The following is a 23,661-nucleotide window of genomic DNA, read 5'->3' as shown; positions in this document are numbered from 1 at the left end:
AACTTAAATAAATGTCCATTTTCAGGCCATCCTTTTAAGGGATGGTTTTTAGCTTTTAAAATCGTTGAACAATTTGTGTCAACTCCGCGAAAAGTTTTATAGAACTTTCAGGGCAGAACAACTGGAATGGTGCATATGGTAAAATAATGTAATAGGCGGTGACGATATTGAAAAAGCATCTTGTGTTTTTAATCAGTTTCGTAATGATATATATGGTATTCCAAATAGGATCAGGTTTGATTCTTACTGCTTCTTATACTCCCGATTTTTCTTCGGTAGAGAGTAATTTAAGTCAAGAAGTAGTGTTTGGTAAGACTTCAATTCCATTACTGGTAACATTGCTAACTGCTGCATTAGCTTATTTTATTTCTCAAAAGAAATTTAGAATCTCAAAAAAATAAATAAATAAATAAATAAATAAATAAATAACGGGTACGTTTAGCTGAAGATCGGAGCTGTCTTTAAGGCAGTCTTTTCTTATGCGGCGCAGTTTAGATAAACAAGGGTTTGGATTTTTATGGTAGTATTTTCGAGGGGGAGGAAGTTTTTAATGAAGAATCTAAACCAAATTTCTCTTGTTTTTCAAGGTGGACAACAACCACTAAAATAAGCCCGGGGGGTTAAAAAATATGAAACAATTGGGGACGCTATACTTTTTCTGTGGAAAAATGGGCGCAGGAAAATCAACTAAATCAAAACAATTGGCGATGGATAAACATGCGGTACTGTTGTCTGAGGATGAATGGCTTTCATCTCTTTATCCCAATCAGATCTCATCATTTGAGGATTATCTAAAATTCTCAGCGCAGCTCAAGCCGTTGGTGAAAAAACATGTCCAAAACATATTAAGTGTCGGTACAGATGTGGTGATGGATTTCCCAGCTAACACTCAAAAACTGCGAAAGTGGTTTTTGGATATGGCGTCAGAGGCCAATGCAAACCATCAACTGATTTTCCTTAATCTAAATAACGAGCAATGCTTACGTCAAATTGCACAAAGGCGTAACGAACAACCTGAAAGAGCAGCTTTTGACACGGAAGCGGTGTTTATTCACGTTAATCAATTTTTTGAAGCACCAGAAGCATCCGAAGGTTTAAATATTTTAGAGTTTAGTGGAAAAGAATAACAAGGAGTTCAATACAGCGTTAAATGAGATGATTCGTGTGTAAAGAGTACCTTCTGTTCTTGGAAGTACTGTTTATGATTTAAAATGAAATGTGAGTAAGAAATGTTTTAATGTATATATTAAAATCGATGTAACTTTGTGAAGTGGTACACTTAAACTAACGGGGCAGGCTAGATCCATAAGCGTTGTGTACTCGAAATACGAAGGCTTAGTTTATTTATTTTTACCCAACTTCTCGTTACCCCGTTTAAAGTTACCCGTAATTTTAGCTAACAATACCTGTAGTTCTGTTATATTATTTTCAACTTCATTGATTCTTTCTATTAGACGCAGAGCCTCCCTATCCTTTAAAGATTTAATTTGTTTACCTTTGTAATAGATTACTACTGTTCCTTTTTTCGTTATTCGATAAGTAAATGGTTCTTCATTTAATCTATTTCGTTTGTCTATATCACTCATTGCACCGTCTCCCTACTTATTTTAGTTCAAAGATATATTCAAAAAAGGCAGTTGATTACCTATTCACAGTCTGTGTCAAATCTACGATAAGTCTTATAGAACTAACGGGTGTGTGCGTTAATTAGTGAACTGTGACGATCGGCCCTTTTCTTACAGGATAGTTTGAATAAGATATGAGTAATCAGCATAATTCTTATTTCAAAATAGATATATATCCGTTTCGGATCTATTCATTAATTCATATCCTATTAAGACTAGGGAGGAGATGAATAGATTGGCATCTAATGATGAATTGATTTGTCAAAAGTTTGCTAGGATTATCGGCGGCCAAGAGGGATTTGCGGGTGGCAAATGTGTGGCAACCATAAATCGAAATGAACTCAAAGTGAAAATTTTAGGGAAACGTTTTAGAGTAACTTCTTCTTTCTCATTTGAATCCAGAGATAATCATACTGGACGGGCATTGTGCCTAGGCAGGGTAGCACTCTTGCAAAAAGAAGTCGAGAGTTTTGTTGCTTCCATTCTTAAACAAGGAATAATAGTTTCATCCATACACAATGAGTGGCTTTTCGATAAACCGAATTTGGTTTACGTTAATATCGAAGCTGTTGATGATCCATTAGTTTTTGCAAGGAAAGTCAGAAAAGCGCTACGGAACTAACGGATATCCCCAAATTGGTAATCTGGAGCTGGCATAAACACGGTAAAAAACGAGTTTTGTTGAACGAAGGGTGCGTTAGCTGCAGGCTGGGGCTGTCTTTAAGACAGCTTTTTCTTATGCAACCATCGGTGGAAGAAGGTATTTATTGATCAGCTAAAGAATAGTATTCGGTAAAGGTTGATTTTAAGGAATAAACGAACTTAATATCAGGGGGCAAAAATGGTTGATAATAGTTATGAGAAACAACATCTGAAAAAACTCAGGACTTTTACTTATATCGCGATAGCATTAATATTTTCAATGATCTTTCTATTTATTAGCATTTTTCTTTTGTTTTTTTCTATGTCAGGCATTTTAGACTTTGTGTATTTTACACCCCAAATAGCCATTTTCTCATTCTTGATTTCTTGTGTATTTTCTGTTTTAGCTATAAAAAATCTATTTGGTAAGATATTGTTAGCATTAAACTTATTTCTCATGTTATTTATGATTTTTTATGGTCCATAACTAGATACCATTAAATGAGGACTGCACATTTTAGATATGACTAATATGTGCAGTCCTTTTTCTATCAATTGTGGAAAAATGTTTGTTTTTTGAAGGTGATTCTCTTATTTTGTTGTATTTTTACTAATTGATGGATTAATTAAAAATACAGCAAAAAACGGAGGGAAATCACATGTTTAACAAATGGAAAAAAACACTGATGGCTGGAGTGATCAGCTTATCCTTGCTAGGTACTGGGTATGTCAGTCATGACCTGATCTCCTCGCAAAACGTCTCGGCTGAACCGGCAGCTAATAATGCACCAGGGCATTTGAAAAAAGCGGAGTCTTCCCAGCTTGATGAAATTATCAAACGTGGATACATCCGTGTAGGAATGACGGGGGACTACAAACCATTTACCTATTTGAACCCGGAAACGAATGAGTATGAAGGCTTTGACGCGGACGCTGCCAAGGAGCTTGGCAAAGATCTTGGTGTAGAGGTGAAATTTGTCGCTACCACATGGCCTACGATGATGAAAGACCTGCAAGCGGACAAATTTGATATCGCTGTGGGCGGTGTGACCCGCAACACTGCCAGACAAAAAAGCGCTTATGTATCCCAAGGTTACCTTTCATTCGGTAAGGTGCCTTTGATTCGCAAGGAAGATAAAGACAAGTATCTGACCATTGAAGATATCAACAAGCCTTCTGTGCGCATTGGGGTAAATCCAGGCGGAACAAACGAAGAATTTGTCCGTCAGTATCTAAGTGATGCTAACATAACGGTTGTAGAAAACAACCTTGATATCCCACATCTTGTAGCAGAAGGTACGTATGATGTTATGATCACTGACACAGTAGAAGCAATGCTGTATGCAAAAGCTGATTCAAGACTGCATGCGGCTCAAACCGACAAGCCTTTCACAAACAGTGAAAAAGGTTATATGATCCCAAGAGGTGATTTCATTTATGCAAGCTACTTGGAAATGTGGATGGATGAAATGAAGCTCCAGGGTAAATTTGATGCCCTCTACAAAAAGTGGGTGGAATAGAATATTGAGGTGCTGCCCATTTATTGCAACACCTGTGTTAGTACCTTAAAAAAGGCCATCATTTGAAAACAAGCGTAACCCCGTTCAAAATTTGAGCGGGGTTACGCTTGTTTAAATTTAACCATTATGGTAAATATAAATACTTGGGTTGAATATATAAAATCAATAATGTTAAATAACGAATTAATATTATTGATTTTTTTAGTTTAATAATTTAATTTTTGTATTTATATTTTTAATTTATTGTTATATAATCGAATCAACTAAAAGGGAGGAATTGCATTCCATTATGGCTTATAAAGTAATCACAGAGTGTCCTGTCTGCAGTAAAACATTGAAAATTACAAAGTTGCAGTGCTCTCATTGCCACACTACGATTGAAAATGAGTTTGAATTATCTAAGCTGGCATCCTTATCAAAGGATCAGCTTCATTTTGTGGAAGTATTTTTAACATGCAGAGGCAATATCAAAGAAGTTGAAAAGGAGCTGGGGATTTCATATCCCACGGTTCGAGGCAAGCTAACAGACATCATTTCATCCCTTGGGTATGTGCAGAAGAAGAAAAATGAAGTAGACGAGAAGAAGGTTGTCACCATGTTGGAAAATGGCGAAATCACACCAGAAGAGGCCATTAAGCTCTTAAAAGAGGAATAGGGAGGAATTTATCATGAAAGAGGAAATTACAAGAGTGTTAACAATGGTTCAAGAAGGAAAGATTGATGCAGATAAGGGATCAGAGTTGATTCAAGTCTTAAAAGAAAAAGAAGAAACAGGTAATAAGCCTTTGGAAAAACCGACAAAATATTTAGATAAAACATTAAAAATTCGTGTTGTATCAGCCGAAAATGATAACGTCACGGTCAACTTGCCTATAAAACTGGTCAAGGTAGTATTAATGGCTGGACACAGCATCGCAGCGAGTATTCCTCAATCGGAAAAATACGTTAAAGATGTAGACATGAGCCTTATCATGGAGGCAATCGAAAACGAATTAGATGGCCAAATTGTTGATATTAAATCGGCAAACGGGGATACCGTTTCAGTCATCATTGATTAGTGAATTGTTTATGATGCATGTAAAAGTGAAAGCAAAAGACGTACGGTTTACCATCCCAGTTCCATATGCCATTTTAAATATTGTTATTTCCATTTTATCTTCAAAATTTCTTCAGCAAAATGTGAACAAATGGACAAAAGAGCACTTTGAAAGAAAAAAACTGGACTTCACCTTTCCGTTAATAGACAAAAATATGCTAAAGCCTATCGTCAAGGAACTGAAAAATTATAAAGGAATCGTGCTAGTTGATGTCAGAGCTAAGGACGGTACCGAGGTTAAGGTTAGACTATAATTTATTATAGAATACACCGACCATGACTGGCATTTTGAAGGAAAATCCTAATTTCTCACAAAGTTATTTAATTTTAAAAGCTTAAACAAGCATAACCCCGTTCTATAGGACGGGGTTAAAAATATGTTGTTGCGCCCGATTGTTGACGGGCGCTTTTTTAATCGCGCATTGCTCCTGCCTCTCGGGAAGTCATTGCACCCTGTCCTTCGCTTACATCTTTTTGAATTTGTTGTTTTACTTTTTGTGCATCAGTTCCGGCAAATTCCGGTTTCATGATGGAACCCGAGTTCCCTTTAGCTGGTTGATTCTGCTGCATACAATTCCTCCTCAATTTATGTTTAACACTCTTATTATTTACAAAAAGGTTCAAGAGTACTAATTGATTTTAAATGAAGTCCCCAAACTAACACCTTCAACTCATCGGGTATGGAATTCTATATAAATGCTATAACAAAGTTGATTGGAGAGAAAGGTGCGAAACTCCTGCGGGAAAAGCGAGTCTGTAGCGGAAATCCGCTGCAAATTGTAAAGTCCATAAAATAACGTGAGGCAAACTCGATTTCTTCAAATTTGTTTACAGTCTCAGCAATTCCTTAATAAGAAATGCTTTTCGTATTCAGTTAAATGGGCAGTGCCTGCAAACAATCAATAAGTGAGATTACAAAAGCAACAATCAGTTAAGTTGGTATATATAGGCAATAATAGAATAAATTTACTCGGAATGATAATTATGATTTAATCAGAATGTCAGTACGTTTTATAAATGACTTACTCAATAATTAGATATACAGGGAAGGTGTTATTATCAATGGAAATTAACTCGATTGTTTTACAGACTAAAGATTTAATGCAAATGAAAAATTTCTATATTGGAACGTTAGGTTTTTCTTTAATTAATGAAGATAAGAATAGCTTCCGAATGGGTATTGGTACAGGTGAAATGGAGTTTACAACAAAAGAAGTAAAAGGTGACCCCTATTATCACTTTGCTTTTAACATACCGGCTAACAAATTTAATGAGGCAAAATCATGGGCAAAAGAAAGAGTGAGTTTACTTGTAGAAGATGGGGAAGATGAAGCTGATTTTGCACATTTACCTGCCCATGCTCTTTATTTCTATGATCCTTCTGGTAATATAGTAGAATTTATTTCAAGATATGGAATTGCTGAAGATAGTATGGAGTCTTTTTCGGTTAAAAGCATTTTAAACATAAGTGAAATAGGTTTAATTGTTGAAGACACTATAAGTGTGAGCGAAAAATTAAAGGAAATTGGTGTGTACGAGCGTGATAATCATACCATAAGTAAAAAATCCCTTAATTTCATGGGTGAAAGAAGGAATGGGGTATTTATTATATTAGCCCAACCTGGTAGAAGGTGGATATTTTCCGATAAAACATCTGCCATATTTCCTGTTGAGATTACATTAAAAAATAACAATAAAATAATCATCAATTCCGATAATGAATTTCAGATATATTGAGAGAGTTAAAATTTTCTTGATTTAGTGAGTATGGTTTTGATTCTTTGAGGGGGAAAGGCAATGATGAAAAAAGTTTGTATGTTACTTATATTTGTTTCTGTATTTATATTCGGGTGTAGCAATGAAACAAAAGATCTGAAAGAAGACCCTGGACTTGATAAATCCCAAAAGATAGAAGTATCGTCAGAAGAAAATCCAGAATTGGTTTTAAGCGTTATAGACAATCAAGATGAAGTTAATGAATTTGTTAATACACTTGAAATTAATAAATGGCGTATTGTAGATACTCCTTCAACTTCAACTAAGGAGTATATTTATAAGATGTACCAAGAAGATACAGTCAAACTTGGAGAGCCAAATACAGATGAAAAGGGACTTAAACAATTCGCTGCAATTATTACATATAAAGATAGCCCTTATATCGAACTTAGAACCAAGATACTGGATTTGTATTTTAAAGTTCCAAAAGATGTAGCGGAATACCTATCTAATAAAGAGAACCAAAAGCATTGACCATACAACAAATTCGTCAACAGTTGTTATTTCAGCTTAATGAACCAGCTGGTAGTTTGTGAAGAATAGTACTAAACTAACGGGGCCGTTAGCTGAAGGTGGAGCTGTCTAAAAGGCAGCTTTTTCTTATGGAGATCCGGCTGCCATCTGTAGTTTTTTGCAGCTTAGTACAACAAGCGCAGTTTATTATAAGTTTGATTCTTGTATAACCAACAATTGTAGGAGCATATTATTAAAAAATATAACGTAGAGAGCTGCCCCTACAAAAAATCAAAAAATAAATTAAGAATACTAAATGCTTTTTATGGAGCTATCGTATGGATGAAATTTCATTTACCACGTGTGGTTATACTTTCTTTAAATTAGACTAAAGAACAATTTTTGGACAGATTAACGAAAAAGGAAAGAACGAGGGTTGGTGCTATGGTTTCTTTTTTCAAACAAAAAGGACAAAGGGAAAAACCTGATAAGCAAGAAACGGACGAAAAAGGTCATTCTAAAAGTAAAATACCCCAATATATTGACAGCTATATAAAGGCCAATCTGGATATCGTGAAAGAAAAAACGGGAAATAGCCCAGATATCATTTTCCGAACGTTGAAGACGAGTCAAAATCCTGAGATTAAAGTGATTATTTTGTATGTGCAGGGTCTGATAGACAGTCAAAGCGTTACAGACTTTTTGATTGAATCCATCATGGAAAATCCTCAATTAAAAGAAAAGCTGCTTCCACATGAAGTGCTGGAGGTGATCTCTGAGGATGTGGTTTCACTTGGCGGTGTAGAAACCATCACAGAATGGGAAAAGTTATTTTTGTCATTATTATCAGGTGATAGCATCATTTTTGTTGACGGAATAAACATGGCATTGGTTGCAAGTACAAAAGGGGGAGAAAGGCGTTCCGTTCAGGAACCTAGCACAAATTCAGTGGTCCGCGGATCAAGAGAAGCATTTACGGGGTCGAATGCAATAAATATAGCCTTGGTACGCCGCATCATTAAAAGTCCGGATTTATGGATAGAGTCGATGAAAATTGGGACGGTGACAAAGACGGATGTTTCCATCATGTATATAAATGGAATTGTCAAAGAAGGAATCGTCGAGGAGGTTAAAAAGCGCTTAAAAGGAATAAATATTGATAGCATTCTTGAATCCGGATATATAGAACAATTGATAGAAGACCAGGTCATGACCCCATTCCCCACTATTGATTATACAGAAAGACCTGATAAGGTCGCTGGCAATCTCCTTGAGGGAAGAGTAGCCATTTTTGTAAACGGAACACCTTTTGTTTTGCTTGTGCCTGCGTTATTTATTCAGTTCTTTCAATCTATCGAGGACTACTTTGCCCGCTTTGATATAGCCTCATCTATACGTGTTTTACGTATTTTAATTTTTTTAATAGCGCTAATTACCCCGTCTCTTTATGTGGCAGCTACAACGTTTCATCAGGAAATAATTCCGACAAAGTTGCTCGTCATTATTGCAGCACAACGGGAAACGGTCCCTTTTCCGGCAGTTATCGAAACATTCATCATGGAAGTTATATTCGAACTCTTACGAGAGGCAAGCATACGGATGCCCAAAGCGATTGGTTCAACTATGTCCATTGTTGGTGCTCTTGTAATTGGGCAGACTGCCGTTGAGGCTGGCATTGTATCGCCGGCAATGGTCATCATCGTATCGATCACCGCCATTGCAAGTTTTGCGACCCCTTCCTATGCCATTACAATATCGGCTCGCTTGCTGCGTTTCGTATTTATCATTTGCGCAGGCATAATGGGTTTATATGGTGTGATTCTAATCCTTTTTGTCGTCATAGTTCATTTATGTAGCCTACGTTCATTCGGAGTTCCTTATATGTCACCACTTGCTCCACTTAACCCGGAAGGACTAGGAGATACATTCTTCAGGAGACCAATATGGGCGTTTAAAGACAGACCCAAATTTATAAGCTCCACTCATAATATAAAAAGGGAAGGCAATAATCAAAGGCCGCTGCCTCCTACATCACGTGGAATCAAGACTTTTAACATGAAAAAAGGTGACGGCAATGAATCATAAAAAATAGATAGTTCTGTTCTTAATGATTCTGCCCGTAATCCTCATTGGATTCGGGTTGTTGTCCTTCACAGATCGTGTCAACTCTACATAAGCCTTAATGAATTAATGTGAGATAGGACATTCATATTAAAACTTAAAAACTAAAAGCCGAAAATTTTATGGAAGGTGAGGGAATGCAGGTGCCTGAAATTGACTTTTTTTAAATGATTCTACGTGCTACTGCTTCTATTATTGTTTTATTAATTTTAACTCGTTTATTGGGGAGAAAACAGTTGAGCCAATATATTGATAAACGCGGTGATGATGTAAAGGAATAGTATCTGCCCGTATTGCTTTGACTGTTAGTTATCTGAAGATAGCTGTCTTTAAGACAGCTTTTTTCTTTCTTATGGAACTGGAAATTACGGGGGAGGTTATGAACAATAAAGGTAAAAATCATTCTATATGTTAAATTAAGGTAATGAATTATAGGATAGTTAGTCCATTCTGTTGACTAATTATCCTTTTTTATTTCCATAATTAATTAAATAAACGATGGTTAAAAAAAAGGTATAAATAGTTTAATATGGAATTATAATCAAGAGCTTTAATTTTGTTGTTGGAGGACATAGCCTCGGTGCGAGGACAGCACTCCGCAGAACGATAGTTCGAGGACCTTAGAGAAATAATGATAACGGTAAACACGATAAGTAGAGATGCTATTAAGAATAAAATGACTAGGAGATGGACGAATGAGAGTTGAAAAAATACCTATTGGCAATAAAACTGCATACCTTCTCTTGGATTCAGAAGGAGTGCCTGTTGAAGCAGTTGCTAAATACATGAAACACCTCTATAACACAGAGAAGAGCAGTAACACCTTGCAGACCTATTGCACGGCACTAAAATATTACTTTACTTATTTAGAACAAATAAATAAGTCATTTGAACAAGTAAACTTTGAATTGCTTTCCAATTTTGTTGCTTGGCTTAGAAATCCATATGAGAGTAATAGAGTCGTTCCTCATAAAAAAACAAAAGCTAAACGAACGGAGAGAACGGTAAATAGCTATATTAGTGCAGTTACGAACTTCTACGACTATCTGTATCGAAGCGATTTAATAGATTCAGATATTGTTGATAGGCTGATGAAAAAAATGTTCGTTGGTGCTGGTGGCAATGGATATAAGGGCTTTTTGCATCATGTGAACGGGGACAAGCCATACTCCAAGAATGTTCTTAAATTAGACGAGCCCAAGCAAAAAGTGAAGATTTTTACCAAAGAACAGGTTGATACAATCTATCACGCTACTACAAACATCCGAGATAAATTTCTTGTACGATTACTTTTCGAAAGCGGCTTGCGTATTGGAGAGGTTCTCTCTTTATTTCTTGAAGACTTTCATTTCGATGCCAAACAAAGGAAGCACAAAATCCAATTAACCGATAGGGGTGAATTACCTAACGGTGGAAAATTGAAGACAGGTGAACGGAAGTTGGATGTGTCACAAGGTTCAATGGACTTGTATGATGATTATTTATATGAAGTTCTTGATGATTACAATCCAGACCATAACTTCGTATTTGTGAAGATTTGGGGGGAGAATCCTGGAGCACCACTGACTTACTCTGATGTGTATGCCACTTTCAAAGAGTTAGAGAAGAAGACTGGAATACATATTACTCCACACATGTTCAGACACACTCATGGAACCATGTATTATCTTGAAACCAAAAACATTAAGATGGTTCAAGAGCGTTTAGGACATTCCCAAATACAAACGACGATTAACCTGTATGTCCACCCTTCAGAAGATGATATCCGAAAGGATTGGGAAAAAGCAACTTCTGCTTTTGAAATTGGAAAAAGCAAAACAAATGAAAAGGAAAACTTTGAATCAGGTGTCCCTGATAAAGTGGTCCCTTTTTAATTCAAACGAATAGTAATTTTAGGAGGAAATTCCTTGGAAGAAAACATAAAAAATAAGTTGCCACAGCAAAGTGAATATTGGGATTTGATTACTTCCACTCTCTCCTCTTACGAGGTTAAAGATATAGCCGATGACGGGACAGTAACAAAGCGGCTTGTGAATGATGATTACTTTTTCGTCAATGATGTTTGGAATATAGATAATATTGGTCAAATCCCAAACTTTCAAGAACAATACATGAAATACAAAGGAACAAATCAAAATATAAAGTTCCAAACGGAGAATCATTCACTTGCCTTAGAATTGAAATTTGTGTTCTATCATAAATTGTTCAGCGATGAAGTGAGTTTGGCTTCACTGTTTACTGCATATGCACCAAAATCAAATAAACTAATTCAATTTTTAGATAAAAAGCACCCTCGCCTCCACTCTCTCCTTGATTTGGATATTGAGCGAGCTGAAAAGGATTGGATTTGGTGGTTAAATGATACAGGTGTCAAAACTATCACTAAATTTATAAATCTCAAGTACGGTGAGTACGAAAACAAAACAAATACAGCAAACTTCTTTCGTCAAGTTTATGAAAAGTTATTCAATCTAACAGACACTCGCATAGAATGGGAAAAAGATAGATGGGATGTAAGAGTTTTGAATGAAAAGTATGGATTAATTTATAATCTTTCGAGAACAGACTATCATCTTAATTTTACAAAGATAGAAAATGTTGTATTTAGAAACTATTTTAAGAAATATATAAAAACTAGATTACTAGGTGGGAAGAATTTCTCTTGGTCAACAGCGTTAAATTATCTTAAGGTAGTCCCACTGTTTCTAAATTTCATTTCAAAATTTGAACCCGATTGGAATGATTTAAAGGGTCTTACTAGAAATCATATTGAAAAATATTTGGAACATCTTCATCGACATGCAAAAAACATAGTAAGAAAAGGTAGTAATCCAAAACAACATGTTTTGGATAATGTAACTCGTGTTTACACTTTTTTACAAGATACTCAACGTTTTGAATACATCATAGCACCTGAGAAATCAAGTTCCAAACTCCTATATTCTGAGGATTACCCAACGGTTGATAAGAAATCAGATGATGACATTGATTATATCCCTGATTATGTGTTGGAACAATTATTTGAGAACCTTAATGACCTTCATCCTGATATACAGCCAATCGTATGGGTTTCTTTCAAATGCGGGATGCGTATAAGTGATACATTGGGATTGACACACGATTCTTTGATTCGATTAAATGGTAAATACTCCATCCAAACAGATATTGAAAAAACATATGTAAAAGGGCATAAAATACCGATTGATGACCAACTAGCTGATATTCTAGCCGTTTTAATCCATAAATCCAAGGAATCCAGCAATGATGATAACAACCCTGAAAAATATATTTTCGTCCGATACAGTGGTTCCCGTAAGGGGAAACCTTTTTCACAGCATTGGGTGCAAAAACAACTTAACGATTTGGCAATTAAAAAGAACATTAAAGACGAAATCGGCAATGTCTTTCACTTCAAAGCACATCAATTTAGACACACCTATGCGGTCAAGATGCTAAATGGCGGAGCCGATATTTTAACCGTACAGGAATTATTAGCTCATGCATCCCCTGAAATGACGATGAGATATGCCCGTTTATTAGATGATACGAAACGCAAGGAGTTTGAGAAGGTTGTTAAACAAGGTGTATTCTCTTTTGACCTAAATGGAGAAATGCATCAAGTAGCAGAATCTGAAGATATTCCTGAAGACATTTTAGAGATGATGTGGAAAGATGAGAAATTAAATGCACTGGACAACCCTTACGGGACTTGTCGTGCAAGAGTGAATGGCAATTGCCCATTAGCAGCAGAACCTCCTTGTCTTACAGCTAATGATGGGAAACCTTGTTTTGACCTAGCCGTTGGTATGACTAGCTTTGATGCAAAGAAGTACGAACTCCTTATTGATACAACGACCAAATGGATTAAAGCATCAAAAGAATATGGTCGAGAAGATATGGTAAAAGCAAATGAAAAGAATTTAGAGAGATACCAAAATATATACGAGACAATCAAGAATGGAAATGTCATTTTTGGGCGTTTTGACCGTATGAAGAGACAATTAGAAGGTAAGAAAAGGAAAGGTGGTAGCCGTGGCTAATTTTGACCGCGAAGAGCAAATAAGGCAGTTACATGCCGAGCGTAAGCGTAAAACAATAGAAAAAGTGGAAGCAGCCATTAAACGCCTTACGAAGAGTTCTAAGGCAATTAATTTTAATAGTGTAGCAGAAGAGGCTGGAATAAGTAAAGCCACCCTATACAATCATACAGAGCTTAAAGCACGCATTAATTTCTTACGAAATCAACAAGAAAAAGGGTTTGTAGACTCTAGAATTAAACGAGACGAAAACAATCAAAACGCAGTAATCGCTTCTCTCAAAAGAAGGATTGAAAAGTTAGAGCAAAAGAATAAACAGTTGGAAAACGAAAATAAACGATTGCGCGAAAAAGAAAGCGAAAAGCTTACCGATTATTTTAACAAATTATAATAAAAAGGCACAAACATATTGTACATGTATAATATGTTTGTGCCTTTGATTTTATTGTCTTTGAAGTGCATTACCTAAATTTAAATTTTTGAATGTTTTTTATCTTTTTCATAATTCGGCGATGTACCAGAGTCTGTTAATATGCTGTCTAATACTTTTTCAGTCAATGGCATAAAGTAATTGAGTATCAGCCCCCCTAAACAAACGGTTAATAAAGTTCCAACCCCGATCGGTCCATTTGATATCAGTGCCATTATCAAGAATGCGAGGTAAATGGCTGTTCTCGAAAAAAAGATATTCGTTTTCGTTAATTCTTGTATGATTAATGTTAATCGGTCAACTGGAATCGGTGCAAAATTTGTGTGTAAATATGTTGCCGTTCCTAATCCTATAACAACCAAGCCGATTCCAAAACAAATGACTTTGCTGTACCATAGTTCAGGTGTTATCAAATTGTGCAATAAAAAAAGCCACATATCAATCGCGATACCCGTTATAAATGCTGTTAACAAACCCAAAACTTCTGGCCTTTGCCTTTTTAAAAATGAATTAAAACATATCAAGATCAAAGCTATTATGATTTCCCAACTTCCCACAGTAAGCCCCGCATTTATGGATAGTCCCACCAAAAGTGCATCAAAAGGTGAAGTCCCAAGATCTGATTGTATAGTGAAAGAAATACCAAGGGTTAATATTAAAATTCCTAATACATAAAAAACATATTTCACTATACCGCCTCCTTTTTTTTGTTGCAAACGTAACAAAATTACGTTAAATTTAATATAGGTCATTTTTATTGCATTTGCAACAAAAATATGTGTTAAGGAGTTCATTATGAAGGAAATTCTTCGTGAAATTGGAATGATAGCAAGGGCATTGGATTCCATAAGCAATATCGAATTTAAAGAACATGACCTTACAAAAGGGCAGTATTTGTACCTTGTGCGAATATGTGAAAATCCAGGAATCATTCAGGAAAAGTTAGCTGAGATGATAAAAGTAGATCGAACAACAGCAGCTCGTGCTATAAAAAAACTTGAAATCCATGGCTTTATTGAAAAGAAAGAAGATAAACACAACAAAAAAATTAAAAAGCTCCTTCCAACGGAGAAAGGAAAAAGTATTTATCCTTTTATAAAAAGAGAAAATGATTATTCCAATACCGTTGCATTAGAGGGACTTTCGGAAAGAGAAGTAGAAACCATTTCCGATCTTCTTCAAAGAGTAAGAAAAAATGTAGAGAAAGACTGGGAATTTGTAAAAAAGGGAAACAAGAGAAATTATTGATTATATAAAGGAGCGGCATAAATTAATGTATATTAAAAAGTGTACCCTAGACGATTCACGCATTCTTCAAGAGATTAGTTATGAAACATTTGATGAGACATTTAAGCATCAGAATTCGCCCGAAAATATGAGTGCCTATTTGGAAAGGGCATTTAACTTAAACCAAATAGAAAAAGAATTATCCAATATTTCTTCGCAATTCTTTTTTGTTTATTTTAATAATGAAGTCGCTGGATATTTAAAGGTCAATACCAATGATGCTCAGACTGAAGAAATGGGTGCTGATTCACTTGAAGTCGAGCGGATTTATATAAAGAACAAATTTCAAAAACATGGGCTAGGTAAATATCTGCTAAATAAAGCAATGGACATGGCGATGGAACGTAATAAAAGGAAAATCTGGCTGGGCGTATGGGAAAAAAATGAAAATGCCATTGGTTTTTATAAGAAAATTGGGTTTGTTCAAACTGGAGCCCATTCTTTTTATATGGGTGATGAAGAACAAACGGACTTTATAATGACCAAAACACTCATATAACTTATTTTGAAAGGAATAAATAATGAAGTGAATCCAAATTCAAACAAATGGCAGAACTGATGGAAAAGAGATTAAAGCCCACTTTTATTAACCTTCAGATTCAATAATTTGGGATGGTACTGCACGAACGGTTAAATACGAATTGGAACTCATTATTCACTTTATTATTTACCCGAATTACATGACGGATTCATGCTACAGCCGGTTTTATTCGGAGTATATTTCTTCTTTCAGATCTCATACTAAAGATAAGAAGGAGGGGTATACATGGCAAAACGAACAAAGAAAAATGATGCAGATCAAAAAAACAAACAAGGGTTTGATTCAAGCAAAACTGATTCTGAATTCTCTAAAGAATTCGGCAGTGCAAATGCCAATCAAGCACATAAAAATAAAGCAAAAAAAGAAAAAGCATCTAAAAATCAAGGTGAGTGGAAAGGCATGCATTGATGCCGGCTCGAGTACGCTTATCGTGCTTCAAACTTTTTACTTAACTTTATGTAAAGGAGCTTATTTAGATGACTCAATCTAAGCGACAACAAGAACGCCAATGGAAAGATCGTAAACAATCTCAGAATCCACATGGTAAGGTGCATTCATTTGAACAATTAGCTGAAGATACAGGAAAAAATGAATCTAAACCTAAGTAAAACGGTTCTCTTTCCGTTACCTGGAAGGCCATAATCATCGATGATTATGGTCTTTTTATATACATGCTTTGTGATCCCCTTAAGTACATACTGTAAAAGACAAAGACTACATAAAAATACGGCTTATTACAAAACCTTTTAGAAAGGAGTTTTTTGGAAGGGGGAAAAGATCAGATATATGTTTTCATTACGGGGAGATGCTCATAAAATTTATCTTCAATTAAAAAAAGCCTCATACAAAGACCGATCTTTCAATGGGATGAAGAAACTGATTGAAGTGGAAGAAATACAAAATTTTTATAGTTCGCTTGATAGTGATACGTTAAAAAAAGTTTATTATTGTATGATAAAAGAGAAAAACGGATCGGGGATCATTCCTATTATAATATCTTCTGGGCCTTGGCTTTTTCTTTTGTTTTCAAATCAATTGCAAGATTTCCTTTTTAAAGATGGGAGTTTGCTTTGGGTCGTCTTCAGTATAATATATATTTCCATTCTTTCCATAAGTGTGTTTCTTCACTTTCATGAAAGATCATGGTCGTTTGTTCATATTGAAATCATTCAAGAAATTTTACATGAACGAAAAGGGATAAGGGGAAAGTCATGAGCTTCCCTCAATTTCTCGGATGATATTTGTCTACAAGCTCAGCGATTCTAACAATCGCTTTTTTTTATTGAACAGGACAGGTTACTTTAACAAAAAGTCATGTAACTATAATAAAAAGGCGTATAGAAGAGGAGCCAGAAAATAATATGGAATGTTTTTGTGAACAAAAAGAAACATATGAGTTGAAAGTTGAAGGGGATGTTGGGGCGGACCCTATATGGTGCAATCAATGTGGTTGTAACTTGGATATAGAGGACATCCCGATTTCAAATACGTTAACAAATGAATTGGTTGAATGGGCAAAAAGGTATGGTGAATGGATTGATTGGGATGATGATAAATTGCTTCCTAATGGGATTGAACTCGAAGAAGAACACAATAAACAAGGATTAAATTTAACGGGAAAAATTAAGAAAGAACTTGAAGGGAAATATAGAATTAAATTTTTACCTTCGACAATGTCAAGAATGTATGCAAATTAAGGCAGCTTTTTCTTAATGCAACTATCAGGGATGGGGAGTTCATGAAGGACAAATGGAACTTTATGTAGAAATTAATGAATTAAGAGTAAATTAATGGTAAAAGAGGGATAACAATGACTGTTTCATTCAACCCCGTTTCCAAAGATGATAAGCATATTCTTCAGAATTTATATTCCCTTTATTTACATGACCTCTCGGAGTTTACCGAGGGTTTAGACATATCAACAGATGGTTCATTTGAATTTGATTCATTTGAATTAATTTGGAAGGAGGAAGGAGTAACCCCATACTTTTTGAAAAAAGATAAGAAAATTGCAGGGTTTGTATTACTGTTAGAAAGGCCATTTTTAAATAAGGACTATGATTACAGCATTAATGATATTTTCATTTTGAAAAAATATAGAAGAAAAGGTACTGCTATTGCATTATTAAAGGAAATGTTTAAACAAAAAAAAGGTAGTTACTTTGTTGTTCAATTAGCCAGTAATATCCCTGCTGTTAAATTTTGGAGAAGGATTTTCAGTGAGCTAAGTATAGATTTTGAAGAAAAAAAGAAAATTGTCGATAATGAAGAATGTCTCGTTCAATCCTTTCAAATCTAAACAGATAAACAACGGGTACGTTAGCTGAAGATCGGAGCTGTCTTTAAGGCAGCTTTTTCTTATGGCAACTATCGGGGCAGTTTGGTTGAGTAAGGGCTCAGATGTTTTTTCTAATTGCTGTTTCTTGTTTATTTGGTATGAGTGCATGTGAAAGAGTTTGATCCATTAATTGTACAGTGGAAGAAAACAATCCTGAAGAAACTAAACGGATAAAGAAATGCTTGGCGGTACCCCTAGGTGAAAGTTAAAGGATAACATTGTGGTATGCAGCAAATGTGTTGGGGATTATTGGATAGTTATAATTCTTTACTAATCGTTCTAAAAAGGGTATTATTTAATCATGGTTTGAAATTCTTGTGTTTATTTTAGAACGTTCATTCTATAATGGATTATGACGTTTGTTTTTGTTAGTATTGGTTCATGGATTTTTTAAAGGAGAAATAAAATGGCTAGAAGTAAAGAGTTTGACGAAAAAGCAGTATTAAGAAAAGCAATGGAGCTTTTCTGGGAACAGGGTTATGAAAAAACATCCATGCAAGATTTGGTGGATCATATGGGAATACACCGCAGGAGTATATATGATACATTTGGTGACAAGCGTTCATTGTTTTTAGCTTCCCTTAATCACTATGAAGAGCTCATCGTCAATGAGATGGAAAGGATAATTAGTAGCACTTCATCCATTAAACAGACAATACGTGATGTTTTTATTTTCGTACTGAATTCCATTGAACAATACCCAAAAGGTTGTCTATCAGTAAATGCAGCCATAGAATTATCTTTGCTGGACAAAGAAATTGGACGCATAGTCACAAAAATGTTTAACCGTACTGAAGATATGTTTAATAACCTTATAAAACGGGGCCAGACTAGTGGAGAGCTATCAAAAGAAATCGATTCTGATAACACATCTCGTTTCTTACACAACAATTTGGTAGGTATAAGAGTACTAATAAAAACTAATTACAATAAAAAAGAATTAGAAGGCATCATCACTCTAGCACTTTCAGTGTTGGACTAGCTTTCTTTTTTTTACCCTTTTTAGAACGTTCATTCTAAAAACGAACATGAAACAAACCATCATAATGAATGCTTATAAAACCGTTTTTTAATTTCTAAGGAGGAACACAATAATGACTAACTTTAAAATACCAACAGAATCAGAATTTATTGAAGCAGATGGAACTCGTTACGCATATAGAAAATTTGGTACACAAGAAGGTATACCAGTAGTATTTCTTGTTCACTTTAGAGGAACGATGGAAAACTGGGATCCAAACATGCTTGAACCTATTGCAAATACACGCCCAGTAATCTTGTTTGACAATAAAGGGGTTGGTGAGACCGATGGACTAACGCCTACTACAATTGCTGATATGGCAAAAGATACAGCAACATTTATAAAAACTCTTGGATTAGAACAAGTTGACATTCTTGGTTTTTCCATTGGTGGCATGGTTGCACAAGAGCTAGCTTTACAAGAGGGAGATTTAGTAAGAAAAATTATTTTGGCAGGTACTTCGCCTGAATCTGGTATTAATCCAAATCCAGAAATTTTGGAAAGAATGAATCGTCACGGAGGAACGGAAGAAGATGGAATAAAGGATTTTATGTTCTTTTTCTACGGACAAACCGAAACAAGTAAATCTGCAGGAATGGCTTCACTACAAAGAATTTTTAATCAGAAATTAGTAAACAGTTCAGAACAAGTAAAAGAGGCACAATTACAAGCCATTGCAAAATGGGCTAAACAAAAATCCAATCATGATTATGAATGGTTACAAAACATCAAACACCCTGTACTTGTTACTAATGGTGTTAATGATGTGATGGTACCGACTAAAAACAGTTATATCTTAACAGAGAAATTACCCAAAGCACAGCTGATCATATATCCTGATTCTGGTCACGGGCACCTGTTTCAATTTCCAGAACTATTTGCAGAACACGTAAATTCATTCCTTGATTCTAATTCTTATTAAAAAGGAGTATTCATATGAGCAGATTATTTGAAGCAGTTCGTATCGGAAACATTGACTTGAAAAATCGTATAGGAATGGCTCCGATGACTAGAAACAGAGCTTTACCAGATGGTACACCGAGCGATTTAATAGCAGAGTACTATGGTCAGCGTGCTTCAGTCGGTTTAATTATAAGTGAAGGAACCCAACCTTCAGATGATGGGCAAGGTTACACTAATACACCTGGAATTTATACAGAAAATCATATTAAAGGGTGGAAAAAAGTAACTTCTAAAGTTCATGGTGAAGGCGGTCATATTTTTGTTCAGCTTATGCATGTGGGACGTGTATCACACCCTGATAACACACCTCACCACCGCCAAGCAGTTGCACCGTCAGCTATTGCACCTGGTGTAGAAATATTCACGGCAGAAGGAATGAAAGAAATTCCAGCACCAAGAGAATTGAGTGAGCTTGAGATAAAAGGTGTTATCAATGAGTTTCGTATAGCAGCACGTTCGGCAATTGAAGCTGGTGCAGACGGAGTTGAAATTCACGGAGCGAATGGTTATCTGATCCAACAATTCCTTAGTGAAAACTCCAATCATCGTCAAGATGCATACGGTGGTACGATTGAGGGGCGTTCTAGATTCGCTATTGAAGTAGCTAAAGCTGTTGTTGATGAAATAGGAGCAGAAAGAACAGGCATCCGTTTTTCTCCTCAAGGAACACTGCAAGGCATTGATGAGGGGGAAAATAGCCTTGAGATGTATAGCTATTTAATAAGTGAATTAAATAAGCTTAACCTTGCATATCTGCATTTAATGCACTTCGGAAACGAGCAATTCCTAAAAGATATGCGTCAACTTTGGGATCAATCGCTTCTTGTTAACCGTCCAGGCCGTCCTCTAGATCAACTTTCGTCTGATGTAGATAATAATTTTGCTGATGTTGTCACAGTTGGAACTTGGGTACTAGCTAATCCAGACTTTGCAGAACGGATTCAATCAGGTGCTCCCCTAAACGAACCTGATAAAAACACGCTCTATGCAGGGGGAAAAGAAGGTTATTCAGATTATCCTTTCTTAAAATAATTTATTTAATATGAATATCCCATCCAGGGATATTCATAATCTTTTTTCTTAGGGTTCGTTATGAAAAGATACAAGTGCGTTAAATAAAAAAGTGGAGGATTGTAATGAAAGCTTTAGCAATTGAAAACTACGGTAAAAATCCAAACTTTTTAGACTTCCCTATGCCCAAAATAAATAATGACGAGGTCTTAGTTGAGATATATGCGGCAAGTATAAATCCTCTTGATACAAAAGTTCGTAAGGGTGAATTAAAATTATTATTGAAATACAAGATGCCTTTAATTTTAGGAAACGATTTTTCTGGAAAAATTGTTGAAGTAGGTACTAGTGTCACGAAGTTTAAAATCGGTGATGAGGTATATGGTCGGCCTAGAGCAAATAAAATGGGAACTTTTACTGAATATCTCTCTGTTAACCAAGAAGATATTGCATTAAAACCTAAAAATTTAAGTTTTGAAGAAGCCGCCTCCATCCCTCTAGTCGGATTGACATCCTACCAAGCTTTACATGATATTCTGGAAATTGAAAAAGGACATAAAATATTAATACATGCAGGTTCAGGGGGAGTAGGAACATTTGCTATCCAACTTGCAAAACATATGGGTGCTTTTGTCGCAACTACAGCTAGTGATGGTACTGATTTAGTGAAATCTCTTGGCGCTGACGAAGTTATTAATTACAAGAAAGAAAAGTTCGAACATTCGATTCGTGACTACAACGCAGTTCTTGATACCATTGGGGGGGCGACATTAGAGAAATCATTTGTAACATTAAAAAAAGGAGGAAAGATTGTTTCTATATCTGGAATCCCGAATGGTCGCTTTGCTAAAGAAAACGGATTTAGTTCATTAAAAAAAACCTTATTTTCCATTGCAAGTTATAAGCTTACGAAGCTAGAAAAAAAACATAATGTCCAATACACGTTTCTTTTTATTAAGCATAGTGGAGAGCAGTTAAAAATTTTAACAGAAATGTTAGAGTCAGAAGTAATTAAGCCTACACTTGATAAAATTTTTCTTTTCGAAGATGCCCAAAAAGCATTGGAGTATGCAGAGACGGGAAGAGCAAAAGGAAAAATAATACTTAAATTAAAATAACCAGTCTTATCTAACAAACCTTTCCTTAGGTAGAAAGGTTTATTTTTTTAACTTATCGAGGTTCCTAATAGAACTAACGGGGCAGGTTGAATAAGACATGCAATAATTTCACTACTTTCCTTTTGATTCTCTAGTGAGAGGGATAAGAAGAAAAAAGAATAAGCGAGCAATCGTAAGAAATATTTAATTAACTGAGGGAGTTCTATAAGAAGAAGTAAAAAAAGTCGATTCCTTAACGTAGAGGAGATCGACTTTTCAAGTTGGAATTCTCTTTACTTATTTGGTTTTAACTTCCATAATTTATGTATGTAGTATATTCTTATCAATTTCCCTCATTACTTTAATTCATAGGAGCATTAACTTTAGAAGTCTGCTAAAGAATAAGCAAGTTAATAATTGTACTTAAAAATGGAGTGATACGATGAATAAGAAGTATGATGTCATCATTACCGGTGCTAGATGTGCCGGCTCTACCCTGGCAATCTATCTTGCTAAGTCAGGTTTCCATGTGTTGTTAGTGGACCGATCGACTTTTCCAAGGGACACATTATCAACCCATACCTTTTTCAATAATACTGTCGCTCTTCTTCGAGAAATAGGTGTCCTGGACAAGTTATTGGAAACAAAAGCACCACCGGTACGGGATATTAAATTTCAATTTGAGGATACCGTGATAGAAGGTCTCATCCCCGAGGTTTACGGAGAGGACAGTTGTTATTGTATTAGAAGAACTTATCTCGATCATATCCTACTTGAAAAAGCAAAATCTCAAATGAATGTAACCGTTTTAGAAGGATTTCGTGTGACGGATGTCATTCGTGATGACGAAACAGTAATAGGCGTGAAAGGTTTAGGCGGCAACAACGAGAAACAAGAATTTTTAGCTCGCCTGGTAGTCGGAGCAGACGGCCGTTCTTCTATTATTCGCAAGCTGGTAAAAAGTGAACTCAAAATAAGTATTCCGGCAACAGTCGGAATCTATTTCGGGTATTTCTCTGGATTTCGCCACGATAGTATCCCTAAATTTGAAGTATATAAGATAAAAGATAACACAGCCATTCTCTTTCCGACGAATGATGATTTATATGTTATTGTCGGCATTTTCCCATTAGAAAATAAGGAATTGATAAAACGGTTGAAATTAAATCCGGAAAGCTGTCTACGCAATTTCTTAACAGATAACTTTCCGAATACAACAATTGGGGCACGCTTGAAAAATGCAGACCTAGTAGAACCGGTCAAAGGCATTCTAGGATATGATAATTACTGGTATAAAGGAATGGGAAAAGGATGGGCGTTGGTTGGGGATGCAGTTTGTTTTAAAGATCCTGGCATGGCACAGGGTATCCATGATGCTATATGTGGAGCACGTTTATTATCCAATATTCTATTAAAGTATAAGGGACAATCCAATCAATCAAATCAAATGTCTGAAGAATATCAAAAGGCAATAGAAGATGAGTTTATGGTTCGGTTTCACATGGGATGCCAAATTTCGAAGAATGAACGCATATCTGAACAACAGGATGCTGTCAACAAGCTAATCAGTTCCCATCCAGAGGCTATTGAGAAGTTTTTAGGGATTTACAATTACGCAAACGAGCCCGTTGTTTTAGAAAAAGAAATCGCACGAATTATGCAGTCGTTCTAGCAATGATTTTTTAGAAATTAAGTGATTCAAG

Annotated in this window: 27 protein-coding genes; 24 read left to right on the top strand and 3 right to left on the bottom strand. The window is 35.5% G+C overall.

Going from position 1 to position 23,661, the window contains the following annotated elements; all coding sequences use genetic code 11:
• Positions 1-167: 167 nt before the first annotated feature.
• Positions 168-401 (top strand): hypothetical protein, encoded by a 234-nt coding sequence (locus J7I96_RS12790; protein ID WP_214925760.1) that lies wholly within the window; start codon positions 168-170, stop codon positions 399-401.
• A gap of 228 nt (positions 402-629) precedes the next feature.
• The gene (locus tag J7I96_RS12785) at positions 630-1,127 is read left to right on the top strand and encodes a P-loop nucleotide/nucleoside kinase family protein (RefSeq protein ID WP_214925757.1); all 498 of its coding nucleotides are present in this window, start codon (positions 630-632) and stop codon (positions 1,125-1,127) included.
• 213 nt (positions 1,128-1,340) lie between these two features.
• Here J7I96_RS12785 and J7I96_RS12780 read toward each other — a convergent pair whose 3' ends face one another.
• A complete protein-coding gene (locus J7I96_RS12780; RefSeq protein ID WP_214925754.1) occupies positions 1,341-1,586 on the bottom strand; it encodes a hypothetical protein in 246 nt (81 codons plus the stop codon).
• 274 nt (positions 1,587-1,860) lie between these two features.
• On the opposite strand from J7I96_RS12780, the gene J7I96_RS12775 reads away from it, so the two are divergent.
• From J7I96_RS12775 to J7I96_RS12755, 5 genes are all read left to right on the top strand, one after another.
• Positions 1,861-2,247, top strand: a complete 387-nt coding sequence (locus J7I96_RS12775) for a DUF1259 domain-containing protein (RefSeq protein WP_214774579.1) — start codon at positions 1,861-1,863, stop codon at positions 2,245-2,247.
• 679 nt (positions 2,248-2,926) lie between these two features.
• Entirely contained in the window at positions 2,927-3,787 is an 861-nt protein-coding gene (locus J7I96_RS12770) for a transporter substrate-binding domain-containing protein (protein WP_214925751.1), read from the top strand.
• A gap of 289 nt (positions 3,788-4,076) precedes the next feature.
• Positions 4,077-4,442 carry a DUF2089 domain-containing protein gene (locus tag J7I96_RS12765; RefSeq protein WP_034310939.1) on the top strand — a complete coding sequence of 122 codons (366 nt, stop codon included), beginning with the start codon at positions 4,077-4,079 and terminating at the stop codon, positions 4,440-4,442.
• A gap of 13 nt (positions 4,443-4,455) precedes the next feature.
• The gene (locus J7I96_RS12760; RefSeq protein ID WP_214925749.1) at positions 4,456-4,845 is read left to right on the top strand and encodes an SHOCT-like domain-containing protein; all 390 of its coding nucleotides are present in this window, start codon (positions 4,456-4,458) and stop codon (positions 4,843-4,845) included.
• A 10-nt stretch (positions 4,846-4,855) separates the two neighbouring features.
• Positions 4,856-5,137, top strand: a complete 282-nt coding sequence (locus J7I96_RS12755; protein ID WP_063594882.1) for a hypothetical protein — start codon at positions 4,856-4,858, stop codon at positions 5,135-5,137.
• A gap of 157 nt (positions 5,138-5,294) precedes the next feature.
• On the opposite strand, the gene J7I96_RS12750 is transcribed toward J7I96_RS12755, so the two are convergent.
• Positions 5,295-5,453, bottom strand: coding sequence for a hypothetical protein (locus J7I96_RS12750; RefSeq protein ID WP_164468811.1), 159 nt, complete (start codon positions 5,451-5,453; stop codon positions 5,295-5,297).
• 492 nt (positions 5,454-5,945) lie between these two features.
• Here J7I96_RS12750 and J7I96_RS12745 point away from each other — a divergent pair, with 492 nt between their 5' ends.
• The 6 genes from J7I96_RS12745 to J7I96_RS12720 all read left to right on the top strand — a co-directional run bounded on the left by J7I96_RS12745 (position 5,946) and on the right by J7I96_RS12720 (position 13,661).
• Positions 5,946-6,620: a VOC family protein gene (locus J7I96_RS12745; RefSeq protein ID WP_214925745.1), complete on the top strand. Its 675-nt coding sequence runs from the start codon at positions 5,946-5,948 to the stop codon at positions 6,618-6,620.
• 60 nt (positions 6,621-6,680) lie between these two features.
• Complete coding sequence (locus tag J7I96_RS12740; protein ID WP_214925742.1) at positions 6,681-7,133, top strand: hypothetical protein; 453 nt, start codon at positions 6,681-6,683, stop codon at positions 7,131-7,133.
• Between the two features lie 423 nt (positions 7,134-7,556).
• Entirely contained in the window at positions 7,557-9,197 is a 1,641-nt protein-coding gene (locus J7I96_RS12735) for a spore germination protein (RefSeq protein ID WP_214925737.1), read from the top strand.
• A 731-nt stretch (positions 9,198-9,928) separates the two neighbouring features.
• The gene (locus tag J7I96_RS12730) at positions 9,929-11,107 is read left to right on the top strand and encodes a tyrosine-type recombinase/integrase (protein WP_214925736.1); all 1,179 of its coding nucleotides are present in this window, start codon (positions 9,929-9,931) and stop codon (positions 11,105-11,107) included.
• A 33-nt stretch (positions 11,108-11,140) separates the two neighbouring features.
• A complete protein-coding gene (locus J7I96_RS12725) occupies positions 11,141-13,273 on the top strand; it encodes a tyrosine-type recombinase/integrase (protein WP_214925731.1) in 2,133 nt (710 codons plus the stop codon).
• Positions 13,266-13,661 carry a DUF6262 family protein gene (locus J7I96_RS12720; RefSeq protein WP_214925730.1) on the top strand — a complete coding sequence of 132 codons (396 nt, stop codon included), beginning with the start codon at positions 13,266-13,268 and terminating at the stop codon, positions 13,659-13,661. Before J7I96_RS12725 ends, J7I96_RS12720 begins: the two co-directional genes overlap by 8 nt.
• A gap of 80 nt (positions 13,662-13,741) precedes the next feature.
• Here the strand turns inward: J7I96_RS12720 and J7I96_RS12715 are convergent, their stop codons facing one another.
• Positions 13,742-14,389: a YczE/YyaS/YitT family protein gene (locus J7I96_RS12715; RefSeq protein ID WP_214925729.1), complete on the bottom strand. Its 648-nt coding sequence runs from the start codon at positions 14,387-14,389 to the stop codon at positions 13,742-13,744.
• Between the two features lie 106 nt (positions 14,390-14,495).
• On the opposite strand from J7I96_RS12715, the gene J7I96_RS12710 reads away from it, so the two are divergent.
• The 11 genes from J7I96_RS12710 to J7I96_RS12665 all read left to right on the top strand — a co-directional run bounded on the left by J7I96_RS12710 (position 14,496) and on the right by J7I96_RS12665 (position 23,630).
• Positions 14,496-14,948 carry a MarR family winged helix-turn-helix transcriptional regulator gene (locus J7I96_RS12710; protein WP_214925728.1) on the top strand — a complete coding sequence of 151 codons (453 nt, stop codon included), beginning with the start codon at positions 14,496-14,498 and terminating at the stop codon, positions 14,946-14,948.
• 25 nt (positions 14,949-14,973) lie between these two features.
• Positions 14,974-15,486, top strand: a complete 513-nt coding sequence (paiA, locus tag J7I96_RS12705; RefSeq protein WP_214925725.1) for a spermidine/spermine N(1)-acetyltransferase — start codon at positions 14,974-14,976, stop codon at positions 15,484-15,486.
• Between the two features lie 267 nt (positions 15,487-15,753).
• Positions 15,754-15,936, top strand: coding sequence for a hypothetical protein (locus J7I96_RS12700; RefSeq protein ID WP_034310968.1), 183 nt, complete (start codon positions 15,754-15,756; stop codon positions 15,934-15,936).
• A gap of 68 nt (positions 15,937-16,004) precedes the next feature.
• The gene (locus J7I96_RS28025) at positions 16,005-16,136 is read left to right on the top strand and encodes a DUF6254 family protein (protein ID WP_251029160.1); all 132 of its coding nucleotides are present in this window, start codon (positions 16,005-16,007) and stop codon (positions 16,134-16,136) included.
• A gap of 753 nt (positions 16,137-16,889) precedes the next feature.
• Positions 16,890-17,225, top strand: coding sequence for a hypothetical protein (locus J7I96_RS12695; RefSeq protein WP_214925722.1), 336 nt, complete (start codon positions 16,890-16,892; stop codon positions 17,223-17,225).
• Positions 17,226-17,338: 113 nt separating this feature from the next.
• Complete coding sequence (locus tag J7I96_RS12690) at positions 17,339-17,827, top strand: GNAT family N-acetyltransferase (RefSeq protein WP_214925719.1); 489 nt, start codon at positions 17,339-17,341, stop codon at positions 17,825-17,827.
• Between the two features lie 445 nt (positions 17,828-18,272).
• Positions 18,273-18,848: a TetR/AcrR family transcriptional regulator gene (locus J7I96_RS12685; RefSeq protein WP_057279053.1), complete on the top strand. Its 576-nt coding sequence runs from the start codon at positions 18,273-18,275 to the stop codon at positions 18,846-18,848.
• A 112-nt stretch (positions 18,849-18,960) separates the two neighbouring features.
• Complete coding sequence (locus tag J7I96_RS12680) at positions 18,961-19,809, top strand: alpha/beta fold hydrolase (RefSeq protein ID WP_214925717.1); 849 nt, start codon at positions 18,961-18,963, stop codon at positions 19,807-19,809.
• 14 nt (positions 19,810-19,823) lie between these two features.
• The gene (locus J7I96_RS12675) at positions 19,824-20,882 is read left to right on the top strand and encodes an alkene reductase (RefSeq protein ID WP_214925714.1); all 1,059 of its coding nucleotides are present in this window, start codon (positions 19,824-19,826) and stop codon (positions 20,880-20,882) included.
• Between the two features lie 104 nt (positions 20,883-20,986).
• The gene (locus J7I96_RS12670) at positions 20,987-21,979 is read left to right on the top strand and encodes an NADP-dependent oxidoreductase (protein ID WP_214925711.1); all 993 of its coding nucleotides are present in this window, start codon (positions 20,987-20,989) and stop codon (positions 21,977-21,979) included.
• A gap of 421 nt (positions 21,980-22,400) precedes the next feature.
• Positions 22,401-23,630 (top strand): NAD(P)/FAD-dependent oxidoreductase, encoded by a 1,230-nt coding sequence (locus J7I96_RS12665; RefSeq protein WP_214925709.1) that lies wholly within the window; start codon positions 22,401-22,403, stop codon positions 23,628-23,630.
• Positions 23,631-23,661: the final 31 nt, after the last annotated feature.

The sequence above is a fragment of the Bacillus sp. ISL-78 genome, assembly GCF_018613455.1.
GTDB classification, from domain to species: Bacteria; Bacillota; Bacilli; order Bacillales; family DSM-1321; genus Peribacillus; species Peribacillus frigoritolerans.
The sequence above is the reverse complement of the archived record's forward strand: the minus strand, read 5'-3'. Positions and strand labels throughout refer to the sequence as shown.